We start from the raw sequence: 23,472 nt of genomic DNA on the forward strand, positions 1-23,472 counted from the left end.
TTCGCTAGTTTAGGATAAATGAACGAGCTAGTGTGTTTTACATCCCTAAAACTACAGCGTGTTCTTCGGTTTGCTGCATTATAGCAGCAGGCTCATGCTCCTTTCTGTTCTTTAAGTGCTCAAGTTTTTTCACAACCACGGGATCTAACTCTAAATTATGGCGTCGAGCCGGAGCAACCTTAACATCCAGCATACTCGCCATTTTTGCAGGTGAACTTATTCTTTCATTCTTCGGCGATTGACGCTCTAAAGCATCCATCGCATCAGCGATGGCAGGAATAGTCAGATTGGGACCTTTTTCCTCTGACCACCAGCCTAAATCACTCATGGCTTCACGTACATAATCTCCTGCTTGCGTAGGATTTTTAAGTGCGTAATTTAAAATCATCCTCAATGCTTCTTGAGGGGCCGTATAATCAATTGGTAATCCTTTTCTAGAATAAGACCACAAGCCTAAGAAACTTCCTTGCAATTTATCGTGGTATTTTTCTCTAAATAAGTGGCACAATTTTTCAGCAGTTTGCTCCTCTGGCGCTGAAACATTGTACATAGCTAAACCTTTTTTATCTTGGACAAATCGCTCCATTAATAAAGCATGCATGGTAGCAGTAGGGTGCACATCGTCCCAAAACATATGTCTACACCCAGGGGAAGTTCCCTCTGGAGTGATTTGAAAATCTTTTGAAGAAACATACGCTTCTTTAAGCTTACTTTGGTCAAAGTATTCAGCATATTTTGATTGCGCCCCTTGTGTAAGAACATCTTGATAAATTTCACTAAAAACAGATTTAATATCAAAGAGTTCAATCGAGCAATTAGGATGCCTAACTTTTAATTCATTGAGTTTTAATTTGAGTTGGGTATTAAAATACTCAGATACTTTATGTGCATTGGTACGTTCTTCTTCAGAACTGTTTTGAAAACGAGGCGTTAACGATAAATCAGGTAAATCACATACGACAACATGACTATAACCTTGATCCAACAAGCGCTCAAGGCTGTCAATAGTTCCTTTCACCGCAAGATTAGCTGCAGCTTCCATTGGTCTGGCATTGGCTGTAATTAAATCATTAGCTCCAGAAAACAAGGTAATCAACGTTTTGTCTTTTTGCTCCTGAGTAATCTCCCGTTGTTCATTACGCTTCAAAAATTGAGTAATTTGCTCTGGTAAGTTAGAAACGATTAAACGAGTAAAAAACAATTTTAATGCTGTAAACGGAGAGAAAATAGAAAGGAATTTGGTTGATCCGTTGTAATTATGAGATGTAGAGCCACCTTGGCTATTGTTTTCAAGAAACACCTGGCCATTAAAATGGGCTTTACGACCACTATCAAGCGAATAGCTCTCTTGTACATAACGGCTATAACGGGGATCAGTAATATATTTGTCTGCTAAATCGTCGCTAGACTCTTGGAGTTGAACATTTAAAGCTACCTGCTCGGCGTTTTTATCGTGAGCAATAATAGCATCTGCAGCATCAGCATTATCGAGGATTTTAGCTTTACCCTTCGGCTTATTTGTCTCTTGGGCGACTAAAATTGCCTCTTCAGAATCCTGTTCTCTTTTCTTACGTTTTACCTGAATCGATTGATTATAAACCTCATCCCAAGTAAATTTTGTACGATCTGCACGCGTCTGAGAAATTACATCATCACTTATGTCTGCATTATCCAGATTATATCGACTAAACCCATGAGCCGAATCTTTTTTTATTTGAGTATCACTTGCAAATTTGCTAACCAGCCTTGCTTTTAGCGCATCAGCCCAAGTGTATCCATTGGTAAATCGCTCTGTGGGTGATTTATCCAAATGAAGCATTTTCAACCATAACCATCTAGCCCATGAGCCTAAAAATGAAGCTTTTTCACCCATGTTTTTGCCATCAGAAAGACTATCACCAAAGATGACAAAGTAATTTATTTCTGGTTTTTTCTTACCATGAACGCTGGTGTATTCATTAGGCTGTTTCGAGATAGTCATATAGTCAAAACCTGATCAGAGTGATTCATAGTTGAGTATTTTATCTGAAAATTATTAAGGTTTTATTAGGGATGGGTAAAGCAATTTATGGGCTGGCTTATTTTTTATTGGCTATACTTAAAGCAAGTCTCTTCCTCGTGTTGCTTATATGAGTAAAAAGTCAAAATGTACGGTGGGTTTCCTAGTCTCCGCTGCACAAATGGCTTATAAAATAGGAAGAAACAATCATGTTGATGCCCAAGAAATAGAGGACAATAGTTACTCCATCGAACGTTCTATTGCACCAATTGGAAGTCATGGGACAGGTGACCTCCTCTGGCTGCAGTATATCTTAAATCGGAGGATCCTTATGTGCCAATTATCATCGCAGTTTGTTAATTATATCTCCTGATGTGGTGAGCAATCTACTACTTCAGCAGTACTATGGTAATACGTTTGTATTTAAGAGTGAGCAGAGTGCTAATGAGAATGCCACTGTATTTAGTCCCAGCTAGCTAAAATAGTGCAATCACACTCAACTATTAAGGAAACTTCGGTGACTTCGGGATCTCATCGGAAAAGTCATGGGATTCTGAATCGGTTAAGCTCGAAATGATCTTTCTACTTTCGACTAAATCTTCCCCACTCAAGGATGTGCTCGAGGTTGCGACAGCAACAACTTGTTGGCGATAAGAGCTCAAATGAGCCGTATAATTATTTGCAACCTCTTTTAATTCTGAATCTTGTTTAATGTCTTTCCCAAGCAAATGAGCAAGTAAAAGAGTCCTAAAAGAGTGTCGATCTTGTTTCGAGTATTCTCCCTGAGTAAGAAACTCTGTTATCATTGCGGAACGCGCATCCTGGTCGCTCAATTTATTTACTTGCTTAATAAATCCTTCAGCTGTCACTAAACCCTTTGCATTATGCGTACTGAAAAAGTAGCTACCTATAAAATTTCTATAATGAGCTAGAACTGGACCAAATGGATTGGCATCTTGTAATAACAGCTTATATTTTGCACGCTCTTCCTCGGTATGATAATGCTCTGGTTTGACAACGATTAATTTCATTGGGATGTGGCGCGCTTGGGCAACTGAGTCAATTTTTTGAAGACAACTGATATCATCATCCGCATAGAGCAATGTTCCCAGCTGCTCATCGCTCATATGCGCTAAAAAATAACGAAATGCCTGTTCCTTTTGGAAAGCGGCTTGCTCCTCTCTTCTAGGTTTCACCGCAACTACATCATAGGGCTGGCTCGCATAAGCATGCCAACGTGTTTGATAAGCTTGATGGTCTTCTTTCTTTTCCGTGGCATAAGCTGCTGTATAAAGATCTTTATAAGCTGCTCCAGGCCCCTTGCCATAGGCAACGTCGGCAACAGTAAGAACAGCATTTACTTTTATACCCTGACGTTCTAGCTCATCAATAAGGATTTTACGCGTCATGCGTTCCTCATCAGATTGTACCTCTCTATTACTTGGGGCAGAATCAGACAAATCCATATTGGTTAGAAAATAAACTTCTTGGACTCCACTGGCTTTAAGCCCATCTACAAGTGCTTGATTAAGCTCACGGTACCGTCCACCTTCAGCGTCTTGATGAGTCATTCTTAGGGTATCATCCACATCCAAAAGTACAGTAAGAGGCATAGTTAATTTCCTTGAGTTTTATACTTAAACAATACAGCATGATTAAATATTTTTCAAATCATGCGATCATCTATAGAAATACGGCTTTAAAACCCAAACATTAGAACAATAAAAGTTTTTATTGAGCAATGCTTTGTTTGTATGTATTATCTCGCACAAATATGATTTTAATTTAAATAGATGGGGTGAGAATGGGCCAACTTGCAAATAACGCTTTGCGTACAAAAAATATGATTCAGTTATTAAATGATATGGGTATCAGCCTCGAGGGCACAGAGGTATCCTGTTATGATGAATTACTTGTTTTTAAGTCAGACGCCCTACAACGTAGTGAGCAACTCTCCAAAAATTTGCAATCTTTATTAGCAAATAATTCTATACAGCCTCAATACAGACAATTTTCTCTGGAAGAATTATTGACCAATGAAATAGCGATGAGCACCTGTACAGATCAGAAAAAAGAAAAAACAAATAAATTATCCTGTAATATGGTACTGCAGGTTTTGATCGAAGACGGTTTAAAATATACGCTTGATGAGGAAAAAGAGCATATTGAGTTTGAACTTCCAGAGGCTGCATATGCCACTTTTTTCAACATGCTTCAATATAAAAATCTCAGCATTGTAGACAATAAGTTACGATTTAATATTAAACAGTTCCTAAAGTCTTATCCTGAGGACCTCATTGGGATTAATAGTGAATCACCGTTACTACTTATTAATGTAAGTGCGTTTGAAAATAAAAAAGTTTTTTATGCTCAAAAAGCATTAGAAACAGGGGAGCTTGAAATCAAACCTTATTTTTTTATTCCTTATGCTTCATCCCCTCCAGAATATACTTTTGTTGTAGATACCAGTGGCAGTATGAGTGGATCCGATCGCCTCGGTGCCTTAAAGAAAAGCGTAATTAAACTTTCAGAAGCATTGTTCCTGTTCCAACCAAATGCAAGCATCTCTATTATTGAATTTAATACGGCACATAGAACTGTGGGAACCTACAAGAATGATGAATTAAACAAATTACAGATGAATGTGAATGCTTTATCTCCACAAGGTTCTACCTGCCTTTATGAGGTAAGTAGACAGCAATTGGAGTTATTGAGCAAATCAAATAAACATCATAATATTTTGTTATTTACTGATGGGCGAAACGAGTCTGATTATATCTATTCTGAGATACACTTGAGCGATTTAATAAAACAAGTAGAAGAGAACTTGCCATTAGTTAAAGCACGAAATAAATTTTTCGTTATTAGTTATGACTATGAGCAAGCCTCCATTATAAAGCAACTTACCGCTTTATTTAATTCTCTAGTAATTAACTCACAAAACGTTGATTTTATACAGGCATTATCTGATGTGCATAAAATGCAGGAATGGGCTGCAAAACGAGACTTATTTACCTGTCAACTTAGTATTGATGACCAAACAAGGGAATATGTTCAGGCTTATGATATGTCAGGCCAGTTTGTTGCTCTAGATACTCAGCTTAGTATGGATGGAAGGGTTCACTTGAAGATTACAGATGGAAATGGCGACGTAATTCTTGATGATCAACGTTCTCTGCTAAAAGAAGAGCCTGTCAAACAAAATTCATCTGCATCAGGTGTAGGCTTTTTTAGTGGTGGCAGCAACATGAGAACATCGAATACTCAAGTGGTCCCCACGTCAGGTTTAGGTTTAAGCTCAAACATAAATTAAAACTGTCCGTGTTCGTAATACGGGTATTTATGACCAAATATCCCGTATTACGAATTCGTTTAATACGGGCTAGGTTCGTTGAGTCTTGATAGATTAAAACTTTGGATGTTGGTGTGAATGTGTGTGTGCGTGGTGCTCTACATTCACATGCGGATAAACATGTCCATGTTGGTTAGGTAAAGGATAACCTTGTCCTGCGACGGGATAATGTTGGCCTGGATGTCCATGTTGTTGTCCTGGGTGCCCATGTTGGCCATTATGCGGCTGACTTGGATGTCCATGTTGTACGGTATGTCCGTGTTGGTTATAAAACGAATGAGGATTACCTGATACTATTATTTCCTTAGGCATAAATTAATCCTTAATTTAAATATTTGATAAAACCCAGAACAATCTGGGTCTTTTAATATAGCATTGCTCGATTAAGTCAGCAAATAATAAGCCGCAACCCCAAGTTCACTTACGAATAAAAGCGCTGTTACTATCACCATCCCTGGGAAAAAATATCGTTTCCAACTTTTCTTTTTATTGGCCCCACCTTTGACCGCAAGAGTATTCGTATTGGTTAAGCGAAAACTGAGAATATCAATAATCGAGTCAAGAATAGATTCATAGCATTGATTGTATTCTAAATGACGTAACTTACTAAGTAATATGCATAAAACAACTGTAGGGGAACTAGTGGTTACCGTTAAAGAGCAGGGGCGATTTTTAATTATCCGCATCTCTCCAATTGATTGACCAGTAGTTAGACTACCAATCAAATATTGATTAGTCCCGGTAGATTTATAAAGATCAACGCCGCCAGAGATTACAATATATAAGTAATCACTATGTTTTCCTTCTTCAAGCAAGTTTTCATTTTTAGAATAAGCCGCGCGATGTGATAAGCTTAGAAAAGTATTAAAATTTTTTTCAGAAAGCCCTTTTAATAATTCGCTACTTCTTAAAAGGCTGTGTTCTGTTTCAGAAAAGTTGTCCATGGTGTTCTTCTTATCCATTCTATGCTGTTTAAAGCTATTTTATAGTTATTTTAGCAGAGTCTGAATAAATAGTAGGTGAGCGAAGTTCTGCAGCTTGGCACTCAGAGGCAAGCAAGGCGATTACGTAATCATGAACATCCTATTGCGCAAAAGCAATGACGAACTTACGTAATAGGAATAAACCTAAAGCCCCTAGGCTACTTACTCCTATTACAAGGACTGGCTCTAAGACACAGCCTATAATTGCTGCGAACAGAGAATAAAAGGGGAGGAGCGCTAATTGTAAAGCAATTTGCCAGTATTGATGAGTCGAAATGAGCGTTATAAACTCTGTTTGCAGGAAACTACAAAGTGCTAAAAAAAATAAAATCCAGAAAAGCGTTGTAATACTAATAACCCATCCATAAACAAGGGTCTTAAACCAATTACGGACATGCCACTCTGGAAGTTCGATTATTAAATAACCATAATGATATCCTAAATAGTAGGACGCAGCAGCTCCCGAAATTAGGCCTACTATGAGGCTTAAAAAGCTCGAACTTGGCTGATAAAGTTGAATAAACTCGCTCAATACGGAAATAAGAGTGCCCGAAAGAAACCATACACCTGTAAATTGATGTTTTGTTAGCTTCATTTTAAACCTCTATTATCTATTTCATACATTGTTCCAAACGTTTTTTTACCTCAACCAATCCTAATTCCCGCAAACAGCGCATATTATTTTCAGGAATGACCTCCGTATCACCATAATAGGAAATAGCCTTATCCAACATTTCTTCTCTCAAAAGATGAAGCATGGGGTATGGGGAGCGGTTGGTATAATTGGTCACATCATCTGTTTTCACGCCTTGAAAACAATAATCAGGGTGGAACGTTGCAATTTGGTAAGTGCCTTTATATCCTGCCTGGGCTAATAAATCATTAGCTAAATCAACGAAATCTAAGTACTCGTAAAAATCACTTAAAATATGCGGATAAATAAGTACTGTGGTGCCGGTTTCTGGGTTTACCTGTAGGTACTCAACTTCCATCATAAAATCAGCAAGTGCATCGTCAATAACTGTGGCCGAACTAGTCTCGATTCGTGCAGTATTATTATTTATCTCACGCTTTGCGAAGGGGCACAAATTGAGTCCAATAACCATGGATTGAATCCATGCTAAAGTATGTTTAATGTACATTTTTCTTGGTTAACTAATTAAGAATAATGCATAGTGTATCATATTGTGTAGAAAGGAAGTGAAAGGCTAGATGCCTTTCACTTAGAAGATTAATGAGCAGGGGATATTCGTGAAACTTCTATAGCGAGTAATTTAAAATAATCGTAGGACATATAAAACTCACCAGCATCTCCGACGAAACGACCCCATGAGTTACGTATCTTTAATAATCCTTGATGCTTTTTCCCTTTGTTGTCAATAGCCACAGCGTTATCGTCATAGCCAGTAATAATCATTTCATGTCCGGCTTCAATACTCTCCAAGCCATTGATTATTTCTGGGGTTATCACCCAAGTGTCTGGCAGTTTAATCGCTTTATGCTTTGCTAACGCGCCAGCTAAACCGAGATCCACACGTGGTAAAAGTACACCAAAAACTAAGCGTTCTCCTGAGTTTAAGGCTTGTTTTACTCCGTTTAAAGTAAGTTCGGAATTATTTTCCTGTAATACATTAAACCAGTTTACCTGAGTGCCAAAAACCAATTCACGCATCGCAATATACTGTGCGGGCTCCATAATCAGAGCAGAATTACGGGGCAAATAAGTAGGATATTGTTTGTAGCCGCCACAACCTAGGGTACGTTCTTTTGTTTTATTAACTATTCCATATTGTTGAATTTGACTAAATACTTGCTCTGCATTGCTGCCATCCCAGCCGCTGTCGCCATAACCGAATTTTTCTAAATAACTTCCTAATTGTAAATTACACACTTGGCTGATGTAATCACCTTTAGCAAGTGCGGCATCAATGGCACCTGTTACAGCAAAAGTAACACAGGTTCCATGAATTCCTTGATCCAGTACCGGTACGTTACTCATACCTAATTGTATGCTTGCAGGAAATACTGAAAGATCCGCTTTTAACGAAGTTTTAGTGTGAGCTAAAACTTGAGATTGATTAATTAGATTTTTTTTTGCCTCATCAGAAAGTTCGACACGTAACAATTGGATTACCTTCTCACTAGTATCTTTATTAATGACACCATATTGAGCAGAAGGATTTGTATTAGATTGTTTCAATGTTTGTTTTATTGAACCGACGACAGTAACATCCCCAGAAAAAACAGTACCTGTCATTGATAATGCAAGGATAGAGGCTTGCATTAATGTGCTTGTCATTTGTTTAAACTGCATGATAACCCTTATGTCTAGAAAATAAACTGGGGAATTATTGATCAAATTGCTTCTTTTTGTCAATTTCTAGGATGAGTAGGGTGTGGGCTAGCAGTTTTCTTTAGCCCAAGTACACATAATTCCCAGGGTTATCAAAAGCTGGGCGCTGTAATATAGGAGCATTACCAATAGGGAGGTGCTTCCCATCCCGGCAAACTGCCCTAACGCCAAAATACAATCCGAAAATAAAAACAAAGTAGCGCCGCTGCCAATTAATAACACGTATTGATATACTTGGAAGGAACAAAGTAGCATCGTGCCAAGCAAACAGATGTAAACCGCTACAGGGATCTTCATGTTATCCAGATAAGGCCATATATAGCTAAAAAATGCGAGGATCAGAAGTAACATCGGTAAAAAAGCAATTATTCTTCTTCTTTGAAAATGGCCTTTCTTTAAAAATAAACAAATATAGGAACAGTGCGTTACCATAAATGCCAGTATTCCCATTGGTAAAGCTTCAGCTCCAGGAAGCGTTAAACTAATATCACCCAGTGCTGAAAAACTTAGCGCTAACATTAAAAAAATTTTTTCTATTTGCTGTTTAGGCTGAATGTGTGTGGTAAGAATCATGAGTAGGATAATCGGAATGGGTTTGAGCAGTGTGGTCCAGGGGTAATGTATAAATGGAAGTAATAATAGGTAAAGCACCATGAACATCAAAATAAGTGCTAAGTTTATTTTAAAATATCGTCCTGACATACAAACCTCTTTAATTAATTATTCAAACTTGTCCGAACGAAGTGAAGCAATCCACGGTAGGTGCCACAGGCCCTTAGGTTGCTACATCACTACATGCCTCGCAAAAAACAAAGTTCTATTTTTCAATGTAAAACTAAATGGTATAACTCCATTGTGTGGTAATTAGTATATCTATATTTGTTATTTAAATAAAATATGGTTTAATTGGGGTCTTTGTGATCTATAAAGAGTCTAGTTATGAAAAAATTAACCTTGCTGTTATGTCTGATGTGCGTTATCTCTGTTGGTCATCCAAGTAAACTTAGTAAGTTTTTTAAAGACTTGGACAAAGAGGACCGAGCTCGTCAGGAACGTGAATGGCAAAAAGACATGAATTTTGGCGATTTTTCATTTCGCCTAGATAAGCGATACATTGATGATCGTGGTCAGCATTGCCGTGACTATAAATTTAGAGCACGTAGTAACCCTTACCGCCATGGTTATTATACAGTATGTGAAGAACACTAGCATCAAGATAAAAGGGCGTGTGAGCATTGGTATTCGTGATCAACATGCCCTAAACTGGATGCTTAGGACAATTAAGGATTAAAGGAGTGTTTGTTATGATGTTTAAAACTGAAGTTGCTCTTACAAAAGAATCGAATAAACAAGCAATTAGCGAGGCGATTCATAGCTTGAAAACTATCGATTATCAAGAAGTTTCAAAATTACTACCTAGATTACTTGTAGAGGGTAAATTGAAATTAAACACTTCTGTTTATAAGCCAGCTGATCTAGCCAAGAATACAGGTGTCGGTAGACATCTTATTTATGATCATAAGGATTTAGAAAACCCTTTTTCTATATGGATATTTGTTTTTTTAAGAAAACAAAAAACATCAATTCATGATCACAAATACAAGGGTACTGTGACTGTTCTGGAGGGCCCCATAACGGAAAAATTTTATTTACCTACAGGGGAAAATACTGCCGCATTGGATAAATGTATTGAGCGAGAGCAATTTGATACCAATTGGGATGATTTAACCGGTGGTTTTGTGCATCAACTTAAGTGTAGAAAAACATCGAGCACCGAGATTAGCATAACCTTACATATTTATAATATGAGAGCGTATCAGTGCCTTGATGTTGAAAATAGAAATTTAAATGTAATTTATACTAAAGATAAAGCCAATCAAACCATCCATGAGTCTGAAGAGAATAACGCTCAAATTGAAGATTGCCCCTCTTCATTGTCATTCAGTTAGGTGTCGTAGAACCTCACTCTCCAGAGCGTTAAAGCCGATAGCTGTCAAGCCAATACTTCGTCTCAAAAACCACTGACTTTTTTATATCCACAAAAACGTCCTCTGAATTGCCATGTCTTAGCCACGGGATTCGGAGGAGGGTAACCAACCTGCACTTAAAAAGTATGTGGTGGGGGCTATTGCTAGCATAACTATGTGTTATTTCCATATCCACACCTTGAGCTATAAGTTCTCGGACCGCCTCTTCATTTCCCGCCTCTATGGCTAAAGACAGTGCAGTTTGGCCGAGACTATCCCTTGCTTTAAGATCCAGAAAAGCTCGATTAACGAAGCGCTTAACTCTTTATTAGAGTTTTGCGATCGCATTTAAGTCTGCAGCTTCTTCTAACTCTATTTTCTTCTGCTTAATATAATCATCTACAGCCACATCATCTTGCCCCAATTTATATTGGCTTAGGTTTTGTAAAATAGTGTTGCAGTTATGTTTAATTTGCTCATTTGCAGTGCTTAGCATTTTTTCGTATGATTTGGAAAGATGCTCATGACTTGATATGCGGTTAATATTCCCCCTAAAATACGCCGCTAAAATCGATAAATCTCCATTTTAGCGAATGCATAAACCCAAGCTGGCTATGAAGTCATTTCTCACTGGTGCTCTTATTGAGTAGTTCAGGCTCTGCTTTTGATGGCAAAAAATTCTGTTTGAGTTCTTGGTTGTCAGGATTGGTTTCAATCTTGGATAAGGGTTTTCGTGAATTGTAGTCATTGTGTATTTAAGGTATATTTTTTAGTGGCCCAAAACACTAGTTTATGGCCATGTAAAAATCAAGACTTTTGATCCTTATATTTCAAGGGTTTTTTGACCAGGTATGAAAGCAGGAGTTTATGCCCGAGTTTCAACACATGACCAACATACACTAGGCATGCAAATTGATGTAATAATTGTTTGGAAATTGGATCGCTGGGGTCGTTCTATCAACGATCTTTTTCATACCATTCATCAGTTAAGTGATCTTGGGGTTGGATTTATATCTTTGACTGGGGCTTTAGATTTAACTACGGCAACGGGAAGAGGTATGGCAGGTTTGCTGGCAATCTTTGCTGAATTTGAGCGAGAAATTTTACGGGAACGTGTTAAAGCCGGTATTGCACATGCTAGAAGCAATGGAAAGGCACACGGACGTCCAGCAACAGCCAAAACCATAAAAATTAGTTCTATGTTTAAAATGGGCTTGAGCCAGTCAGAGATGAGCAGGACACTTGACATTGGGCGTGCAGCAGAACAAACGTTAAATAACGTATAGGGCTTAATCACCTTTAGACCAAGGGTATTTTATTTAACCTCACTTAGTGCTCATAAGGATATGAAAATGAAAGTAACGCAATTCGTACGCAAACTTAGTGTTGGGTTAAGTGCCTTCTGCATTATCTCAACTGCATCCGCCGCTTATCCATTATGGACTTTCACCCCAAATCCGAACTATCCGCCGAAAGTATCGATAAATTCAAGCCAAACGGCTACTGTTGTATACTCAGTTCAAAACCAGTCTCGCAAATCTAAATGGTTGGTGATGCAGCCTATCACTGGAGTTGAACAAGCATTTCCTTGTCGGTTGACTCCCCATGGTCAGCCAGGTAGTAGCTGCTCGTTAATACTCTCGGTTACTGGCAATCAGTTACCAAAAAAAGGAGTGCAAACAGGTCCCATTTTGTGTGAGGCCAATTCAAATGGAACTCCTAATCCCAATCAATGTTACCGACCAAGTGCCCCTGATAATTTAAATATTACTTTAACGAACCCTCCTGTTGGAGTGAAAATTACGGTTAAGCCATTTATTTTACTGATTGCTGAACATTCAACAGGAACAGTAACTGTCACCAATGAGGCAAGTTCCTCAGCTTCGGCGAATAATGTGATCGCGACTATCCCTAGTGGCAGCGGCATTAGTATTCAAAGTACAACCTGTGGAAGCAGCCTTTTAATTGGTGCAAACTGCACGATTACATTTGCTTCGACTACTCAGGAAGGACCAACTATAATTCCAGTTAAAGGTGACAATACCAATACGGCTAATGTATATGCTGCTGTAACAGATCAACCACTGATTAGCATTACAGGCCCTGTTCAGCAAAGCCGAATTGTTTCGACTGACGGGTTTACTACTCTGGACTTAGAGGTCACTAACAATTCAGACAGTATTTTTAATGCCAATAATATTACTGTCAGTGATAAAGCTTCCTGCCCAAATTTGTCGGTAGACGCTTCAAACTGTACCAGCGTAGCACCAGGAGCAAACTGTCTGTTGGCACTTACCACAACAACACCATATGCGCCTTGTACCATTACTATTAGGGGTAGCAATACAGGCAATAGTCCCACGACATTGATTTCTTTTTCGCATCTAGGTGGGTTGGTGTTTCAAAAAAGTGGGGTTAATGGTAAGGTCGTCATTGATGCTGGATCTGAGTTTACCAGTGAATGGACTTTTCCCAGTAAAGCCGACATTCCTGGTGCAATGAGCAATAATGATGGCGTTAGCAACACCAATGCCATTGTCGTTAATTCAGCTTGTACAAACCAACCGGGTAACTGTGCTGCTTACCGCTGCAGAGCTATCAGCGCTGATTGGTATTTGCCGGCAAAAAATGAGCTTCAAGCCGTAATTTTCGCTCTGTGCCCAGGGTCCTCCTATCCTTGTGCCTTCGGTGCATTCAGTTCTACAGTTTACTGGAGTTCAACACAATGGTTTGCAGCTACTAATGCTTATAGTGTAGACGTTCCGAGTGGTAATTTCGGTCCTTCAGATAAGTATGGCTCGAAACGGGTTCGTTGTATTCGAAACTTTTAAATGGAACAGGTATTCAGTCGCTGCGTCCTTCAGCCTTCCAGAGTATCCAGCGATTGAATCAAAAATAAACAAGAAACGGTCCTTTTGTCAGTATCCCTTCCGAACCTCAGTATAGATTAATGTCTAAGCAGCCTTGATACAAGTTTTCCAGTACTATTGCCTTTTACACCGAATTATTACTATGTCTGAATGAAATAATTTAAACTGCCACAGAACGACGTTCGGCATTTAATGTCGCACTCCCAAGCATTTAACTAAATTAGAAAAGAGGAGACTAACTTGAGATAGGGAATTCAACCTGCTTTTTCCTCGGCATAAATCTTGGTAATTTCAGCGCCAATAAAGAATATTTGAGCTGAATAATGAACCCATATTAAAAGAACAATGATTGAGCTTGCTGCTCCAAAAGCAGAATCAAGATGAGCTTTATTTAGGTAAAAACCAATGATTATTATTCCCAAATTAAACATTAAGGCAGTAATTAAGGCTCCTCCCCAAATATTCTCCCATCGAAGCTCAACACCAGGTAAATTTTTAAACATTAGTGCAAATAATAGAGTCACGAATAAAAATGAACACAGGTAACTAACGAGTAGTTCTAGATAAATATTTATTCCCATAAAATGAGTCATATGGCTACTTAAAATAGCCAAAAAAGCGCTTACCGCTAAGGAGACAAACAATAATAAAGCAAAAATAAATACCATCGTAAACGGAACAACCCGTTGTTTAAGGGCATCAAACCAATTCCTCTTCGCAGAAGGCTGCACGCCCCAAATAATATTTAATCCTTCTTGAATTGCACTAAAAGCTCGTGATGCACTTAGTAATAAAAGGAGAATACCGAAAATCCGGGCTATTAACGCAGTAGAAGGCTGATTGACATTTTGTATCATTTCTTGGACTTGTAAAGCCGTCTGCTCGCCTAAAAAGGAATTGAGTTGCCCAAATATTTGTCCACGGGCAGCTTCTTCACCAAATAAAGTTCCAGTTATGGAAATACATATTAATAAAAGCGGAGCCAGCGAAAATAAAGTATAGTAAGCCAGAGCTGCAGCAAGACTAGAGATTCGATCCCTTCGCCAGTTTTTCAGAACCTCATTGATTAAGCTGAATTTTAAAATTATAACAATTTTCATTTATTTCGCTCAAAATGAACCAAACCTTGCCCCTAGAAAAATAACTACACCGAGAGCGAGAGCAGGTCCAACAATTCCAACGATTATAATATCCCAATAACTTTGACGATGAGTCACTTGGCATACGGCAAGGAGTGTTACGATCGCTCCATTATGAGGGAGAGTATCCAATATTCCAGATGAAATAACTGCGACACGATGCAATAAGGCAGGCTCAATTCCATATTGCTGTGCCATATTTAGATAAGTACTGCCTAATGACTCAAGGGCAATGGAAAGCCCACCCGATGCCGAGCCTGTAATCGCAGAAAGGATATTGGTTGCTGCTGCCACTGAGACTAAGGGCCCACCACCTAACTCCAAAACCCAATTACGTACCACCGCAAAAGCAGGAAGCGCCGCAATCACGGCACCAAAACCAACTAAACTTGCCACGGTTAAAACTGGTAAAACCGAAGCATTTGCCCCTGCGTCCATTGTCTCACGCAAGCTAGGAAAACGTTTTCGATTAAGAACTATGAGGGCAAAAATTGCTGATGTCAAAGCAATCAAAATAGACCAGATACCACCCACTTCGGAAAAAGAAGTTGCCCCCCATTCTTTTTTTGCTAAAAATGAAAAATCAAAATGTGGAAGAATTAACAGTGCCATTACAAAATTGACACTAATAACAATAAACATTGGCAAAAAGGCAAGTGTAATTGTGGGTGTGCTATTACTATGCCTCCCATGAGTAATTTCTGCCGTATCAAATTCATGGTCCGCCGTTGCGCGTCCTCGGATAAGTTGATCATTAACAATGCTATCAACTTCAGCGAGAACTCCTTCACCAAAAGGTTCATTCTTGTGTTTGGCATCAGCTTCCGCTCGTTTAAGCCACCACATTCCAAAAGCGAGTATCACGGCAGACGCAATAATCCCAAGGCCTGGTGCTGCGAATAGTGTAGTACCAAAAAATGGCATGGGGATGGCATTTTGTATTGAAGGTGTACCCGGTAAGGCGGACATAGTGAATGTCGATGTTCCCAGAACAATAGCTGCCGGCATCAATCTACGAGGAATAACCGCTGCTTTGAATAAAGATTGGGCCATGGGGGCAAGTACGAAAAAAACAACAAACAAACTTACACCACCATATGTTGCTAATGCTCCAGCTAATACAACAGCCAAGAGGGCATGCTTCGTTCCAAGCCTCTGAGTCATAAAGTTTGCAATTGTCGATACAGAGCCACTGTCCTCCATTAATTTACCGAATAGGGCTCCCAACAAAAATAATGGAAAGAATTGAGCAATGAAGCGTGCTGCTCCATTCATAAAGGTTTGCGTCCAATGAGCAAGCAAAGGTTCACCAGAAATTAATGTGGCGATTAAGGCGGCCCCAGGCGCAAGAAGAAGTATGCTCCAACCGCGAAATGCCAACACGATGAGTAGGGTGAGACCAACTAAAATTCCCAATAAACCCACGAGTTATACTCCTTCAAGTAATTCATCGAGGTCCAATGAGGATCGTTTCCCAATATCTGCGGCATGGTTTGTAAGAAACTCTTGTGCCGAACGACGCCCCTCATCTCGAAGCATAAGTAAAAACTCCCATTCCGCATTAAGCTTGGATGAATAACCAAGTTCAACCATAATATCGCTACTGACACGATGTATCCGCATACCAGCCCATTTTCCCCCTTCGCAATTATCGGGAATAGCTAATTGCCGTAAGAGGGCAATCATGCGAAGCTCCTTGAGCAACACGGCATTGAATGAAACCTCGTTCAACCAATTGAGTATCTCTCTTGCTGATTGAGGAAAATCAGGCCGGGTTACTGGATTTATTTGTACCAATATGGTGTCTTGTGATTTACATTCACGTACCAATGGCGTAATCGTTGGATTCCCTGAATATCCACCATCCCAGAAGTACTCTCCATTAATTTCGACTGCTTTGAACATAGTAGGAAGACAAGCTGAAGCAAGAAGTACATCAGGTGTAATTTCGTTATTACGAAAGATTCTTCCTCGGCCTGTGCTTACATTAGTCGCCGTAATAAATAATTTAATTGAACTTTTCGATAGTCTTTTAAAATCAATGGATTCGGTTAAAATGTCACGCAGTGGGTTAATCCCTAATGGATTAAGATCATAGGGAGAAAATAATCTGGAGAAAAGATCCATAGTGATAAAAAAAGGAGAATGATCGAGGGACCATTTTCCCAACATCACATCCAAAGGACTTCGTTGTAAGAAGCTAAAGCGAGCAGCGTCAGAGACTTGTTTCCAAAAAGCTTCAAGTGCCTCACGTGCTCCTTGAGGACCATCTGTGGTATATCCATTCGCAAGAATTACCGCATTCATCGCGCCTGCGGAGGTACCGGAAATACCATCGATTCGTAGATTTTCTTCTTCAAGTAAACGATCCAATACACCCCATGTAAACGCACCATGAGCCCCCCCACCTTGTAGTGCTAAATCAATCAGTCTTTCAGCCATGGCGAATGACATCCTTTTCGTTGATTATTGGATTCCTTCTTCTCTACCATTATGGCATAAAATGAGTACTGTTTTTGAAGTTCGTATCTCTAGTGTTGAATATTCAGACAGAAATTAACGCATAGTAATTGGTTTAGATGGTTCTGATAAGTAATCGAATATATTATAATCACGAGTCAATTCATCAATCTGTTTTGCAAATTGCTTTACTAAGCCTAAAGCTAATGGCTTTCCTGCTTTACCAAAGCCTCCTATTTCCATTTTTTGACCATCAAAAAAATAAATCATTAATTGTTATCAATCCACCACAAAATGCTACATCAATAAAAAACTGGTTATCAGTATATCTAACTGCACTAATTAAGCTAATACCATCTGCTCAAGCTCAATTTGAATTTCTTTTTCCATTTAAAGGTGATGTATATGAGTTCAGCTTTCCTAAAAAATTCCCCTAAGCAATTTTGTTCTCAAGATGGCATATTCAATGTTAATAATGGCTCCAAAGGTTTTTTTATTCCTTCAATAACGGCAGAAATAAAGGGGGCAATACTCAGTTCCGAGCAATGTACCAGTTTAGATTTTAATTTTTCATTCGCCGGTGCATTAAATGTATCGAGCTCATTATGTTTATAACAATGAAGTAACCATTGGATATCGCCCTGGGTAACAGAGGAGAAGAATATCGATTTGAATCGAGAAGGGGGCTGTAATAATCGACTTTTTTCACTTAAATGATCAGCAAGACTATTCCTCAACCGCTCTATCAGTTCGGGAGCTGCATTATATTCTTTAGCGCGTCGATATAATAAAAGACAAATGCTCGAGTTCATTAATCCAATGAGGCGATCTTGTATATTTGATTCTAAGTCTAAAAACCGCTGGAAGGACTGTGGCTTTGTAAGCCAGTTCTCGCTTTGGGCTGCAATATCTAAACGCAATAGATAAAAGTCACGCTCTGTATCTGAGGGATTAATTAGGCATAATTGCCTCAATGCTGTAAAAAACTCAAGAATAGTATTCGACATGGGGCGACTTTTACGCTCCTTGGCTCCCATTTGCATAATAAAACGTTCCAACAAAGCAAGGACGCTAAGCTCAGGTTTCTTATCAAAATGAGAAAATAGACCTTCCGTACAAAAAGGAATATCACGAAATTTTTTTATTAATTCCGTTTTCTCCAGAGACTCATGGCTGTTTCGAAATTCAATAATCGCTTGAAAAGGATTGTGGGCACCAAAAAGACTTAATAATAAAGGAGTTAGAGCAAAAAAATCACTGGCTTCAGAATAGATACCATCAAGTACTTCAAGCGCCAGGTGCTCTGGAGTCCCTTGAGGAGCTTGATAAGTGTCAGTTATCCGTTTGGCAAAATCCAAATCCAAATATAAAGCATCCATTTTACGTACAGTTCTTCCATCAATTATCAGTTCTTTGTTTCTGATTTTGACATTATTACCGGTAATGTCACCATGTACGATTGGAAGGCCGCTGAGATTATTATAATGTAGGTGGTTGAGGCCTAGGATTAACTGCCATGCAAGATCCACTGCTTGAAAAAAGGTTAATTGCTTTATTGGAGAATTATCATTCAATTCTGGAGTAATGTGGAATCCTTCAATATAATCCATAATGAGCACATCACGATCTTCGATAGTTAGCACTGCAATTTCAGAAGCATAATATTGATAAAGTGAAGGTTGCTGCTCTCCATCATAGACCTTGATTGCCACTGGTTCTTGTTTATTAATCGCTAATTTTTCTTTTTCTATACGTGAAGGTGTTAAACCTGACGCAGCTGGCTGGTTTAGACTACAGGGATATCCCTTGTAGACTTGATGACCTAATTCTTCACTAAAATCGCTGCAATAGTATGAAATCGTACCATTAGATTGCTTCACTGGAAACAAGGTATAGGGTAATGAATTGTCGTCCTTTTCTATAGCTCCCATGAGATTGGCCTTAAATTAAGTTACTGGTTTTAATTATAACATTGTACGATTCCAAGACAACTAAATGTATTAAAAAATACCAGAGTGCCTATCATAAGATTAACGTACTATACTTTAAATTAAGCAATATGAGCATATAAACTGCAATACAACTTGTTTAATAGATTTAAATTTTGCATTTTTTTTACACTCCGATTAATCGTGCCTTAATTTTAGAAGCATAAAGTAGTTTAGTAACGAAGCAGATTTTATAGTAAGGCTTCATATTTTATCATTAATCTTTAGAGGACGATGATATGTTATCTACAAGCGAAGCCGTACGCACATTAGATGAAGAAAAAACACGTCGCATTATCGAACTTTATCTAAGAGCGCGATTCAAAGAGAACTTTGATCCTGCTTGGCTAGACACTATGGGTAACTATGCACCTTTAGCAAAGGCACTTAATTTTTTTGACCAATTAGGGAATGACAATTTAAAACTAGCAGCCATCGGCAGCAGTAATGAAACAACGCGCGAAGATCATAAAGAACAATTCATGATGCTACAAACAATATTAAATGATGTAGTTCCTTTGACCGATGATACTCCACCAATCGCGAGAGAGTTTAATGAAAAAAATGCGGTTCTTTGGAGCTTGCACCTTAATCAGCATTTAGAAACTCGTTCCTTACGGGATTTGCATGCTCAGAGCAGTAATTTAGGTATTGTAGAAAAACTATTAAATGGGGACTTGGGACAACAAGAATGGCTCGGTGAGGTAGATTTAGAGCGCATGCTAATTAAATTAGGAGTCAAAGACCGCACTCACATCACTCGCTTAAATGCAGAAGACATTGGCATGATTTTGCATTTCGAGCGAATTAAACATGGCTCATCCACAACACCTTATACCATTCCCTTGTTAATTAACTGCGGAAGTAGTTCTGTACGCAGCCAGGGTTCACATTGGACTTATGCAGTGGTTTCCGTGAACCCCACAACCAACTCAGTTACCATTAATTACCAAGACTCAATGCCTCTTAGAGGCTCAGAACGCACAGTTCTTACAGCAGCTATTAATTATTCAGATGGTGCATATAGAGCGTTCCCTACATATACAACTAAAACAGTAAATACCGCCTCTACTGGACTACAAAGAGATGGCTGGAGTTGTGGCTATCGCGCATTAAAAGGTTTAATCACAGCCCCTGGATTCCCTACTACACCAGGAAATGTAGACCAAGGGGCTACTTGGTTAAGGCTTACCGGTGCAGCGAGTACCTCTACAACTCTGCGTGATGTCGTGTACGATGAGCTTTTAGATGGGGTGGTAATTGACCATCAATATGCTGAAGACATGGAATTGGATCCATCCATGGTTACTTCAACCAGTGAAAAAACATTCAAGCTCGACAGTAAATTTACGCAGCATTACCGCGAGTTACTAGGAGGAGGTCATGGGGCCACTCGCCTTGGTGCATCAGAGAATTTTGCCGAAGATTATAGAAAAATAAGTATTCTGCTGAAAACCATACGTGTTTCTACCAGCCGAACATCCGCTCTTGACGAGTTAAAGCACGGCGTAAATGAAGTAATTACGAATAAAGAGTTATCTTCTGACGAAAAATTATTTGCGATTCTCAATGTGATGGGAACTGAGTACTCAAAAATTATAACCTCCTTTGGCGGCGCTAATAGTGAATTAGGTACCTATATTAAAGGGTTCTGTGACAAACAGATGGGTGTAGAATTAGGTAAAGATCCTCTTTATCGATTTAAAAAAGATGGTTTAATGAGTCGTATGCTAGATAACCAAGCGGGAGTTAAATTGGAGAGAAGAGAAACGGAGTCTTTATTGCCCCCAGTTAAAAAGAAAACAACAGGTACAGGAGTATCTCATAGCGCGCCCACAGTAAGAACAACTGAAACTATCGAGCCCAGAGTAACCCCCTCAGAAGGGTCAATAAACAGGAAAGGGGCGCGTTTAAATCAGCCTGAATTACGTGAGCATGTAAAGGACGCACGCCTCGGCACCATGTTTGGCCTCACTCAGTTTTGCTACGGCCAAAAACCCTCCGGTGTTGAGCCTGGATTTAGAGCCATTGATTTAAATGAGACATTTTTTAAAGAATTGAGCAAAATTTTATCCCAAGTACCTTCCGACGACCCCCATCATCTAAGTCGATTAGGAGCAGCTCTTGATAGAGTAGAGGATCTAAAACGTAAGCAAGAAATTTTTGCTATTTATATTAATACCCATACTCCAAAACCATATGGTGAGAGCATGGAGCTCAATCCTGGTGTTAAGTGGCTTTGTGAAGAAATCAAAAAGGCCGTCGCGAATAATCATAACTTGCAAGCCTGGATGTACAAACTTGATTATGCAGAAGGGCAAAAAGAGCGAATAAAAGCCAATAAAGAGGCAATAAGAGAATTCGTAGGTACGCGATTAGCTGGTATTTTTAGTGAGCAAAACCAAAAACAAGAACTTACCTGGGTAAATAACAAAGAGGATGAGGCACATGCCTTATTAGCTTGCGGTTGGAAAAATGGCTTGCGTGAACTTACTGATTTTCTTTGTAATGGAAAAGAACCTGATTATCGTGGGGTATTAGTTGAAAATAAAGATGCTCCATTGAAACAATCGATGATCATTCCCGGGTTAGCTAAAAATTTAATTTTCGGTGTTGCCATTGGAGACCGCGATGGTATCGGTAAAAATGCTCAAAATAAAGGTTTTGCCGATGGTGCCTTCTATGGTTTTGACTATGGTAAGCCTTATGAAGGTGATGGTGTCTGTGATAGTTTGAAAGATGATTTTTCTTTCGATGATTTTTACGCTAAAGTGCCTGAATTCCTTAGAAGAGAAACAACAGTAGGCGTGGCACGCCACTTAATGTACCGAAACTACAGCGTGTTTTATGACACGCCCTTATCTGAACGTATGGTGGGTTTGCATTTATTAAGAAAAATGATCACTGGAGAAAATCCTGATGAAGAAGTAATTAAAAGCTACCCCGGTTTCAGACAAGAACTACATCGTATTCAAGAAAATACACCCACTCCCAAGGCTTTATTAAGACAATTAGATCTTATTAGACATAACTGTACTAATCTCAAAACACTGGCTTTACTCGAAGCTCATGTAATGGATGTAGGTTCAGGAAAATTATCTAATTTTGATTTGTATTTTTACAAAATCAAGACTGATATTATGGAAATGGCGGTAAAAAGTGGTATGTCTTATGAAGAACTTTCTGGTTACATAAAATTTATTGATAAAATGGCAGCTCAAGCACATACAAACAATGCACGAATATTACAAACCTTTGCGCAACGTATAGAGCTTACTCGACAAGAACTTGCCTTACTGGATAACTTGGAAAAAGTTTGTTCGCCTACATCAATTATGTCTCCAGATGGCGAAGTGTTCCTAAACAGGTTACGTTTTGAACCACAAAATCAACGTGTTCCTTTCCAATTAAAGCATGAAGAAAATGGTACTTATACCTTAAGTACTACCAATAAGACCATGGCCAATACTATAGCAAAAGAATTTGGCTTAACGAGCCCGAACAGGTCAAAAGGAGAAGTGAGTTATACTCTGACTCAAGAGCAACTAAGTAAATTAATGGCGATTGCTGACCAAAAATATAATGAAAAAGTACAAGAACAACTTTTCCAACCTACATATAAGGCAACGGTATTAAAACGTGCTTCATCAATGATAAATAGTGACAATACTCATGAAACACCCAGAGCAGGATTTGGGATTAAATGGGAAAAGAATGGCGATTTATCGATACGAATCGAAGCAAGAACAGCAAAGCAAGTGGAACACATTCATAAAATTTTTGGCCTGCGCGTAACACTAAATAAGGCAGAAATTCTTAACATTCGCCACGGAACACTGCAAGTCTTCAAGGAACGACTCGATGCAATTTATGCTCGTGATGACTACGCAAGCCGTATCAAGACTAAATCCACTGTTGATGACGTAGGAATAGAGCTTAGCTCCATAGTGAAAACAGTCTCTGAGTCCAACAATTCTGGTGGGGAGAAATGGAAAGCATTTCATAAAAAAGAGCATGAGCTAACTCCTACCGAACAACTCGTGAGACGATTTGAAACATTAGTTGATAAAACTGAGGTTATAGCGCAGATTAAAGACATTCTTATTGAAGCCAATCCTGATGATGTAGAACGACTACTGCTATGCAATGATAAAACATTAGGTAATGAAGACAATATCAAGGCAATTATTCAAGAAAGACTAAAAGATATTAAAGAAATACCTGATGAGCTGGTAATAACACCGACGACACCAAGTGATGATGTCCACCCAGGATTTCAATAAAGAGAAGTAGATGTACACTTACGTCGACAAAGGATCTCCCGAATGAGGCTCTGTATTAATAGCTAAACAGCTCTCAAT

At 38.9% G+C, this 23,472-nt stretch carries 21 protein-coding genes; 6 read left to right on the forward strand and 15 right to left on the reverse strand.

Annotated features, from left to right (window positions below; genetic code table 11):
• Nucleotides 1-37: 37 nt before the first annotated feature.
• Nucleotides 38-1,981 (reverse strand): SGNH/GDSL hydrolase family protein, encoded by a 1,944-nt coding sequence (locus E1P08_RS01275; protein WP_133135211.1) that lies wholly within the window; start codon nucleotides 1,979-1,981, stop codon nucleotides 38-40.
• 521 nt (nucleotides 1,982-2,502) lie between these two features.
• Nucleotides 2,503-3,612 carry a hypothetical protein gene (locus E1P08_RS01280; protein ID WP_133135212.1) on the reverse strand — a complete coding sequence of 370 codons (1,110 nt, stop codon included), beginning with the start codon at nucleotides 3,610-3,612 and terminating at the stop codon, nucleotides 2,503-2,505.
• Between the two features lie 191 nt (nucleotides 3,613-3,803).
• On the opposite strand from E1P08_RS01280, the gene E1P08_RS01285 reads away from it, so the two are divergent.
• On the forward strand, nucleotides 3,804-5,312 hold the full coding sequence (locus tag E1P08_RS01285; protein WP_133135213.1) for a VWA domain-containing protein: 1,509 nt from the start codon (nucleotides 3,804-3,806) through the stop codon (nucleotides 5,310-5,312).
• 93 nt (nucleotides 5,313-5,405) lie between these two features.
• Here E1P08_RS01285 and E1P08_RS01290 read toward each other — a convergent pair whose 3' ends face one another.
• The 6 genes from E1P08_RS01290 to E1P08_RS01315 all read right to left on the reverse strand — a co-directional run bounded on the left by E1P08_RS01290 (nucleotide 5,406) and on the right by E1P08_RS01315 (nucleotide 9,389).
• Nucleotides 5,406-5,663, reverse strand: a complete 258-nt coding sequence (locus E1P08_RS01290; RefSeq protein WP_133135214.1) for a hypothetical protein — start codon at nucleotides 5,661-5,663, stop codon at nucleotides 5,406-5,408.
• A 71-nt stretch (nucleotides 5,664-5,734) separates the two neighbouring features.
• A complete protein-coding gene (locus E1P08_RS01295) occupies nucleotides 5,735-6,295 on the reverse strand; it encodes a Crp/Fnr family transcriptional regulator (protein WP_165485048.1) in 561 nt (186 codons plus the stop codon).
• Between the two features lie 139 nt (nucleotides 6,296-6,434).
• Entirely contained in the window at nucleotides 6,435-6,929 is a 495-nt protein-coding gene (locus E1P08_RS01300) for a hypothetical protein (protein WP_133135216.1), read from the reverse strand.
• Between the two features lie 16 nt (nucleotides 6,930-6,945).
• Entirely contained in the window at nucleotides 6,946-7,476 is a 531-nt protein-coding gene (locus E1P08_RS01305) for a DUF1415 domain-containing protein (protein ID WP_133135217.1), read from the reverse strand.
• 89 nt (nucleotides 7,477-7,565) lie between these two features.
• Nucleotides 7,566-8,648 (reverse strand): C1 family peptidase, encoded by a 1,083-nt coding sequence (locus tag E1P08_RS01310; RefSeq protein ID WP_133135218.1) that lies wholly within the window; start codon nucleotides 8,646-8,648, stop codon nucleotides 7,566-7,568.
• Between the two features lie 87 nt (nucleotides 8,649-8,735).
• A complete protein-coding gene (locus tag E1P08_RS01315) occupies nucleotides 8,736-9,389 on the reverse strand; it encodes a lysoplasmalogenase (protein ID WP_133135219.1) in 654 nt (217 codons plus the stop codon).
• A 237-nt stretch (nucleotides 9,390-9,626) separates the two neighbouring features.
• Here E1P08_RS01315 and E1P08_RS01320 point away from each other — a divergent pair, with 237 nt between their 5' ends.
• Both E1P08_RS01320 and E1P08_RS01325 read left to right on the forward strand, forming a co-directional pair.
• Nucleotides 9,627-9,896 carry a hypothetical protein gene (locus E1P08_RS01320; protein ID WP_133135220.1) on the forward strand — a complete coding sequence of 90 codons (270 nt, stop codon included), beginning with the start codon at nucleotides 9,627-9,629 and terminating at the stop codon, nucleotides 9,894-9,896.
• 95 nt (nucleotides 9,897-9,991) lie between these two features.
• Nucleotides 9,992-10,636: a cupin domain-containing protein gene (locus E1P08_RS01325; protein WP_207387327.1), complete on the forward strand. Its 645-nt coding sequence runs from the start codon at nucleotides 9,992-9,994 to the stop codon at nucleotides 10,634-10,636.
• A gap of 28 nt (nucleotides 10,637-10,664) precedes the next feature.
• Here the strand turns inward: E1P08_RS01325 and E1P08_RS17705 are convergent, their stop codons facing one another.
• Both E1P08_RS17705 and E1P08_RS17070 read right to left on the reverse strand, forming a co-directional pair.
• Nucleotides 10,665-10,949 (reverse strand): hypothetical protein, encoded by a 285-nt coding sequence (locus E1P08_RS17705; protein WP_423202197.1) that lies wholly within the window; start codon nucleotides 10,947-10,949, stop codon nucleotides 10,665-10,667.
• Between the two features lie 33 nt (nucleotides 10,950-10,982).
• Nucleotides 10,983-11,150 carry a hypothetical protein gene (locus E1P08_RS17070; RefSeq protein WP_165485049.1) on the reverse strand — a complete coding sequence of 56 codons (168 nt, stop codon included), beginning with the start codon at nucleotides 11,148-11,150 and terminating at the stop codon, nucleotides 10,983-10,985.
• Nucleotides 11,151-11,505: 355 nt separating this feature from the next.
• On the opposite strand from E1P08_RS17070, the gene E1P08_RS01330 reads away from it, so the two are divergent.
• Together E1P08_RS01330 and E1P08_RS01335 are read left to right on the forward strand one after the other, a co-directional pair.
• Nucleotides 11,506-11,940 carry a recombinase family protein gene (locus E1P08_RS01330; protein ID WP_133135221.1) on the forward strand — a complete coding sequence of 145 codons (435 nt, stop codon included), beginning with the start codon at nucleotides 11,506-11,508 and terminating at the stop codon, nucleotides 11,938-11,940.
• Between the two features lie 66 nt (nucleotides 11,941-12,006).
• A complete protein-coding gene (locus E1P08_RS01335) occupies nucleotides 12,007-13,485 on the forward strand; it encodes an Lcl domain-containing protein (RefSeq protein ID WP_165485050.1) in 1,479 nt (492 codons plus the stop codon).
• Nucleotides 13,486-13,778: 293 nt separating this feature from the next.
• Here the strand turns inward: E1P08_RS01335 and E1P08_RS01340 are convergent, their stop codons facing one another.
• The 5 genes from E1P08_RS01340 to E1P08_RS01355 all read right to left on the reverse strand — a co-directional run bounded on the left by E1P08_RS01340 (nucleotide 13,779) and on the right by E1P08_RS01355 (nucleotide 19,054).
• Nucleotides 13,779-14,624 carry a YihY/virulence factor BrkB family protein gene (locus tag E1P08_RS01340; RefSeq protein WP_133135223.1) on the reverse strand — a complete coding sequence of 282 codons (846 nt, stop codon included), beginning with the start codon at nucleotides 14,622-14,624 and terminating at the stop codon, nucleotides 13,779-13,781.
• A 9-nt stretch (nucleotides 14,625-14,633) separates the two neighbouring features.
• On the reverse strand, nucleotides 14,634-16,088 hold the full coding sequence (locus E1P08_RS01345) for a GntP family permease (RefSeq protein ID WP_133135224.1): 1,455 nt from the start codon (nucleotides 16,086-16,088) through the stop codon (nucleotides 14,634-14,636).
• A gap of 3 nt (nucleotides 16,089-16,091) precedes the next feature.
• Nucleotides 16,092-17,105 carry a patatin-like phospholipase family protein gene (locus E1P08_RS01350; RefSeq protein WP_242602336.1) on the reverse strand — a complete coding sequence of 338 codons (1,014 nt, stop codon included), beginning with the start codon at nucleotides 17,103-17,105 and terminating at the stop codon, nucleotides 16,092-16,094.
• A 114-nt stretch (nucleotides 17,106-17,219) separates the two neighbouring features.
• On the reverse strand, nucleotides 17,220-17,393 hold the full coding sequence (locus E1P08_RS17075) for a hypothetical protein (RefSeq protein ID WP_165485051.1): 174 nt from the start codon (nucleotides 17,391-17,393) through the stop codon (nucleotides 17,220-17,222).
• Nucleotides 17,394-17,572: 179 nt separating this feature from the next.
• Nucleotides 17,573-19,054 (reverse strand): protein kinase domain-containing protein, encoded by a 1,482-nt coding sequence (locus tag E1P08_RS01355; protein WP_133135226.1) that lies wholly within the window; start codon nucleotides 19,052-19,054, stop codon nucleotides 17,573-17,575.
• A 296-nt stretch (nucleotides 19,055-19,350) separates the two neighbouring features.
• On the opposite strand from E1P08_RS01355, the gene E1P08_RS01360 reads away from it, so the two are divergent.
• The gene (locus tag E1P08_RS01360) at nucleotides 19,351-23,394 is read left to right on the forward strand and encodes a hypothetical protein (protein WP_133135227.1); all 4,044 of its coding nucleotides are present in this window, start codon (nucleotides 19,351-19,353) and stop codon (nucleotides 23,392-23,394) included.
• Nucleotides 23,395-23,472 lie beyond the last annotated feature (78 nt).

This window comes from Legionella rowbothamii (assembly GCF_900639985.1).
GTDB classification, from domain to species: Bacteria; Pseudomonadota; Gammaproteobacteria; order Legionellales; family Legionellaceae; genus Legionella; species Legionella rowbothamii.

What these genes read in the sequence shown, in the direction of transcription:
- E1P08_RS01275 (WP_133135211.1), bottom strand. Translation starts at nt 1,981, where the DNA reads ATGACTATCTCGAAACAGCCTAATGAATACACCAGCGTTCATGGTAAG.
- E1P08_RS01280 (WP_133135212.1), bottom strand. Translation starts at nt 3,612, where the DNA reads ATGCCTCTTACTGTACTTTTGGATGTGGATGATACCCTAAGAATGACT.
- E1P08_RS01285 (WP_133135213.1), top strand. Translation starts at nt 3,804, where the DNA reads ATGGGCCAACTTGCAAATAACGCTTTGCGTACAAAAAATATGATTCAG.
- E1P08_RS01290 (WP_133135214.1), bottom strand. Translation starts at nt 5,663, where the DNA reads ATGCCTAAGGAAATAATAGTATCAGGTAATCCTCATTCGTTTTATAAC.
- E1P08_RS01295 (WP_165485048.1), bottom strand. Translation starts at nt 6,295, where the DNA reads ATGGACAACTTTTCTGAAACAGAACACAGCCTTTTAAGAAGTAGCGAA.
- E1P08_RS01300 (WP_133135216.1), bottom strand. Translation starts at nt 6,929, where the DNA reads ATGAAGCTAACAAAACATCAATTTACAGGTGTATGGTTTCTTTCGGGC.
- E1P08_RS01305 (WP_133135217.1), bottom strand. Translation starts at nt 7,476, where the DNA reads ATGTACATTAAACATACTTTAGCATGGATTCAATCCATGGTTATTGGA.
- E1P08_RS01310 (WP_133135218.1), bottom strand. Translation starts at nt 8,648, where the DNA reads ATGCAGTTTAAACAAATGACAAGCACATTAATGCAAGCCTCTATCCTT.
- E1P08_RS01315 (WP_133135219.1), bottom strand. Translation starts at nt 9,389, where the DNA reads ATGTCAGGACGATATTTTAAAATAAACTTAGCACTTATTTTGATGTTC.
- E1P08_RS01320 (WP_133135220.1), top strand. Translation starts at nt 9,627, where the DNA reads ATGAAAAAATTAACCTTGCTGTTATGTCTGATGTGCGTTATCTCTGTT.
- E1P08_RS01325 (WP_207387327.1), top strand. Translation starts at nt 9,992, where the DNA reads ATGATGTTTAAAACTGAAGTTGCTCTTACAAAAGAATCGAATAAACAA.
- E1P08_RS17070 (WP_165485049.1), bottom strand. Translation starts at nt 11,150, where the DNA reads ATGCTAAGCACTGCAAATGAGCAAATTAAACATAACTGCAACACTATT.
- E1P08_RS01330 (WP_133135221.1), top strand. Translation starts at nt 11,506, where the DNA reads ATGAAAGCAGGAGTTTATGCCCGAGTTTCAACACATGACCAACATACA.
- E1P08_RS01335 (WP_165485050.1), top strand. Translation starts at nt 12,007, where the DNA reads ATGAAAGTAACGCAATTCGTACGCAAACTTAGTGTTGGGTTAAGTGCC.
- E1P08_RS01340 (WP_133135223.1), bottom strand. Translation starts at nt 14,624, where the DNA reads ATGAAAATTGTTATAATTTTAAAATTCAGCTTAATCAATGAGGTTCTG.
- E1P08_RS01350 (WP_242602336.1), bottom strand. Translation starts at nt 17,105, where the DNA reads ATGGCTGAAAGACTGATTGATTTAGCACTACAAGGTGGGGGGGCTCAT.
- E1P08_RS17075 (WP_165485051.1), bottom strand. Translation starts at nt 17,393, where the DNA reads ATGATTTATTTTTTTGATGGTCAAAAAATGGAAATAGGAGGCTTTGGT.
- E1P08_RS01355 (WP_133135226.1), bottom strand. Translation starts at nt 19,054, where the DNA reads ATGGGAGCTATAGAAAAGGACGACAATTCATTACCCTATACCTTGTTT.
- E1P08_RS01360 (WP_133135227.1), top strand. Translation starts at nt 19,351, where the DNA reads ATGTTATCTACAAGCGAAGCCGTACGCACATTAGATGAAGAAAAAACA.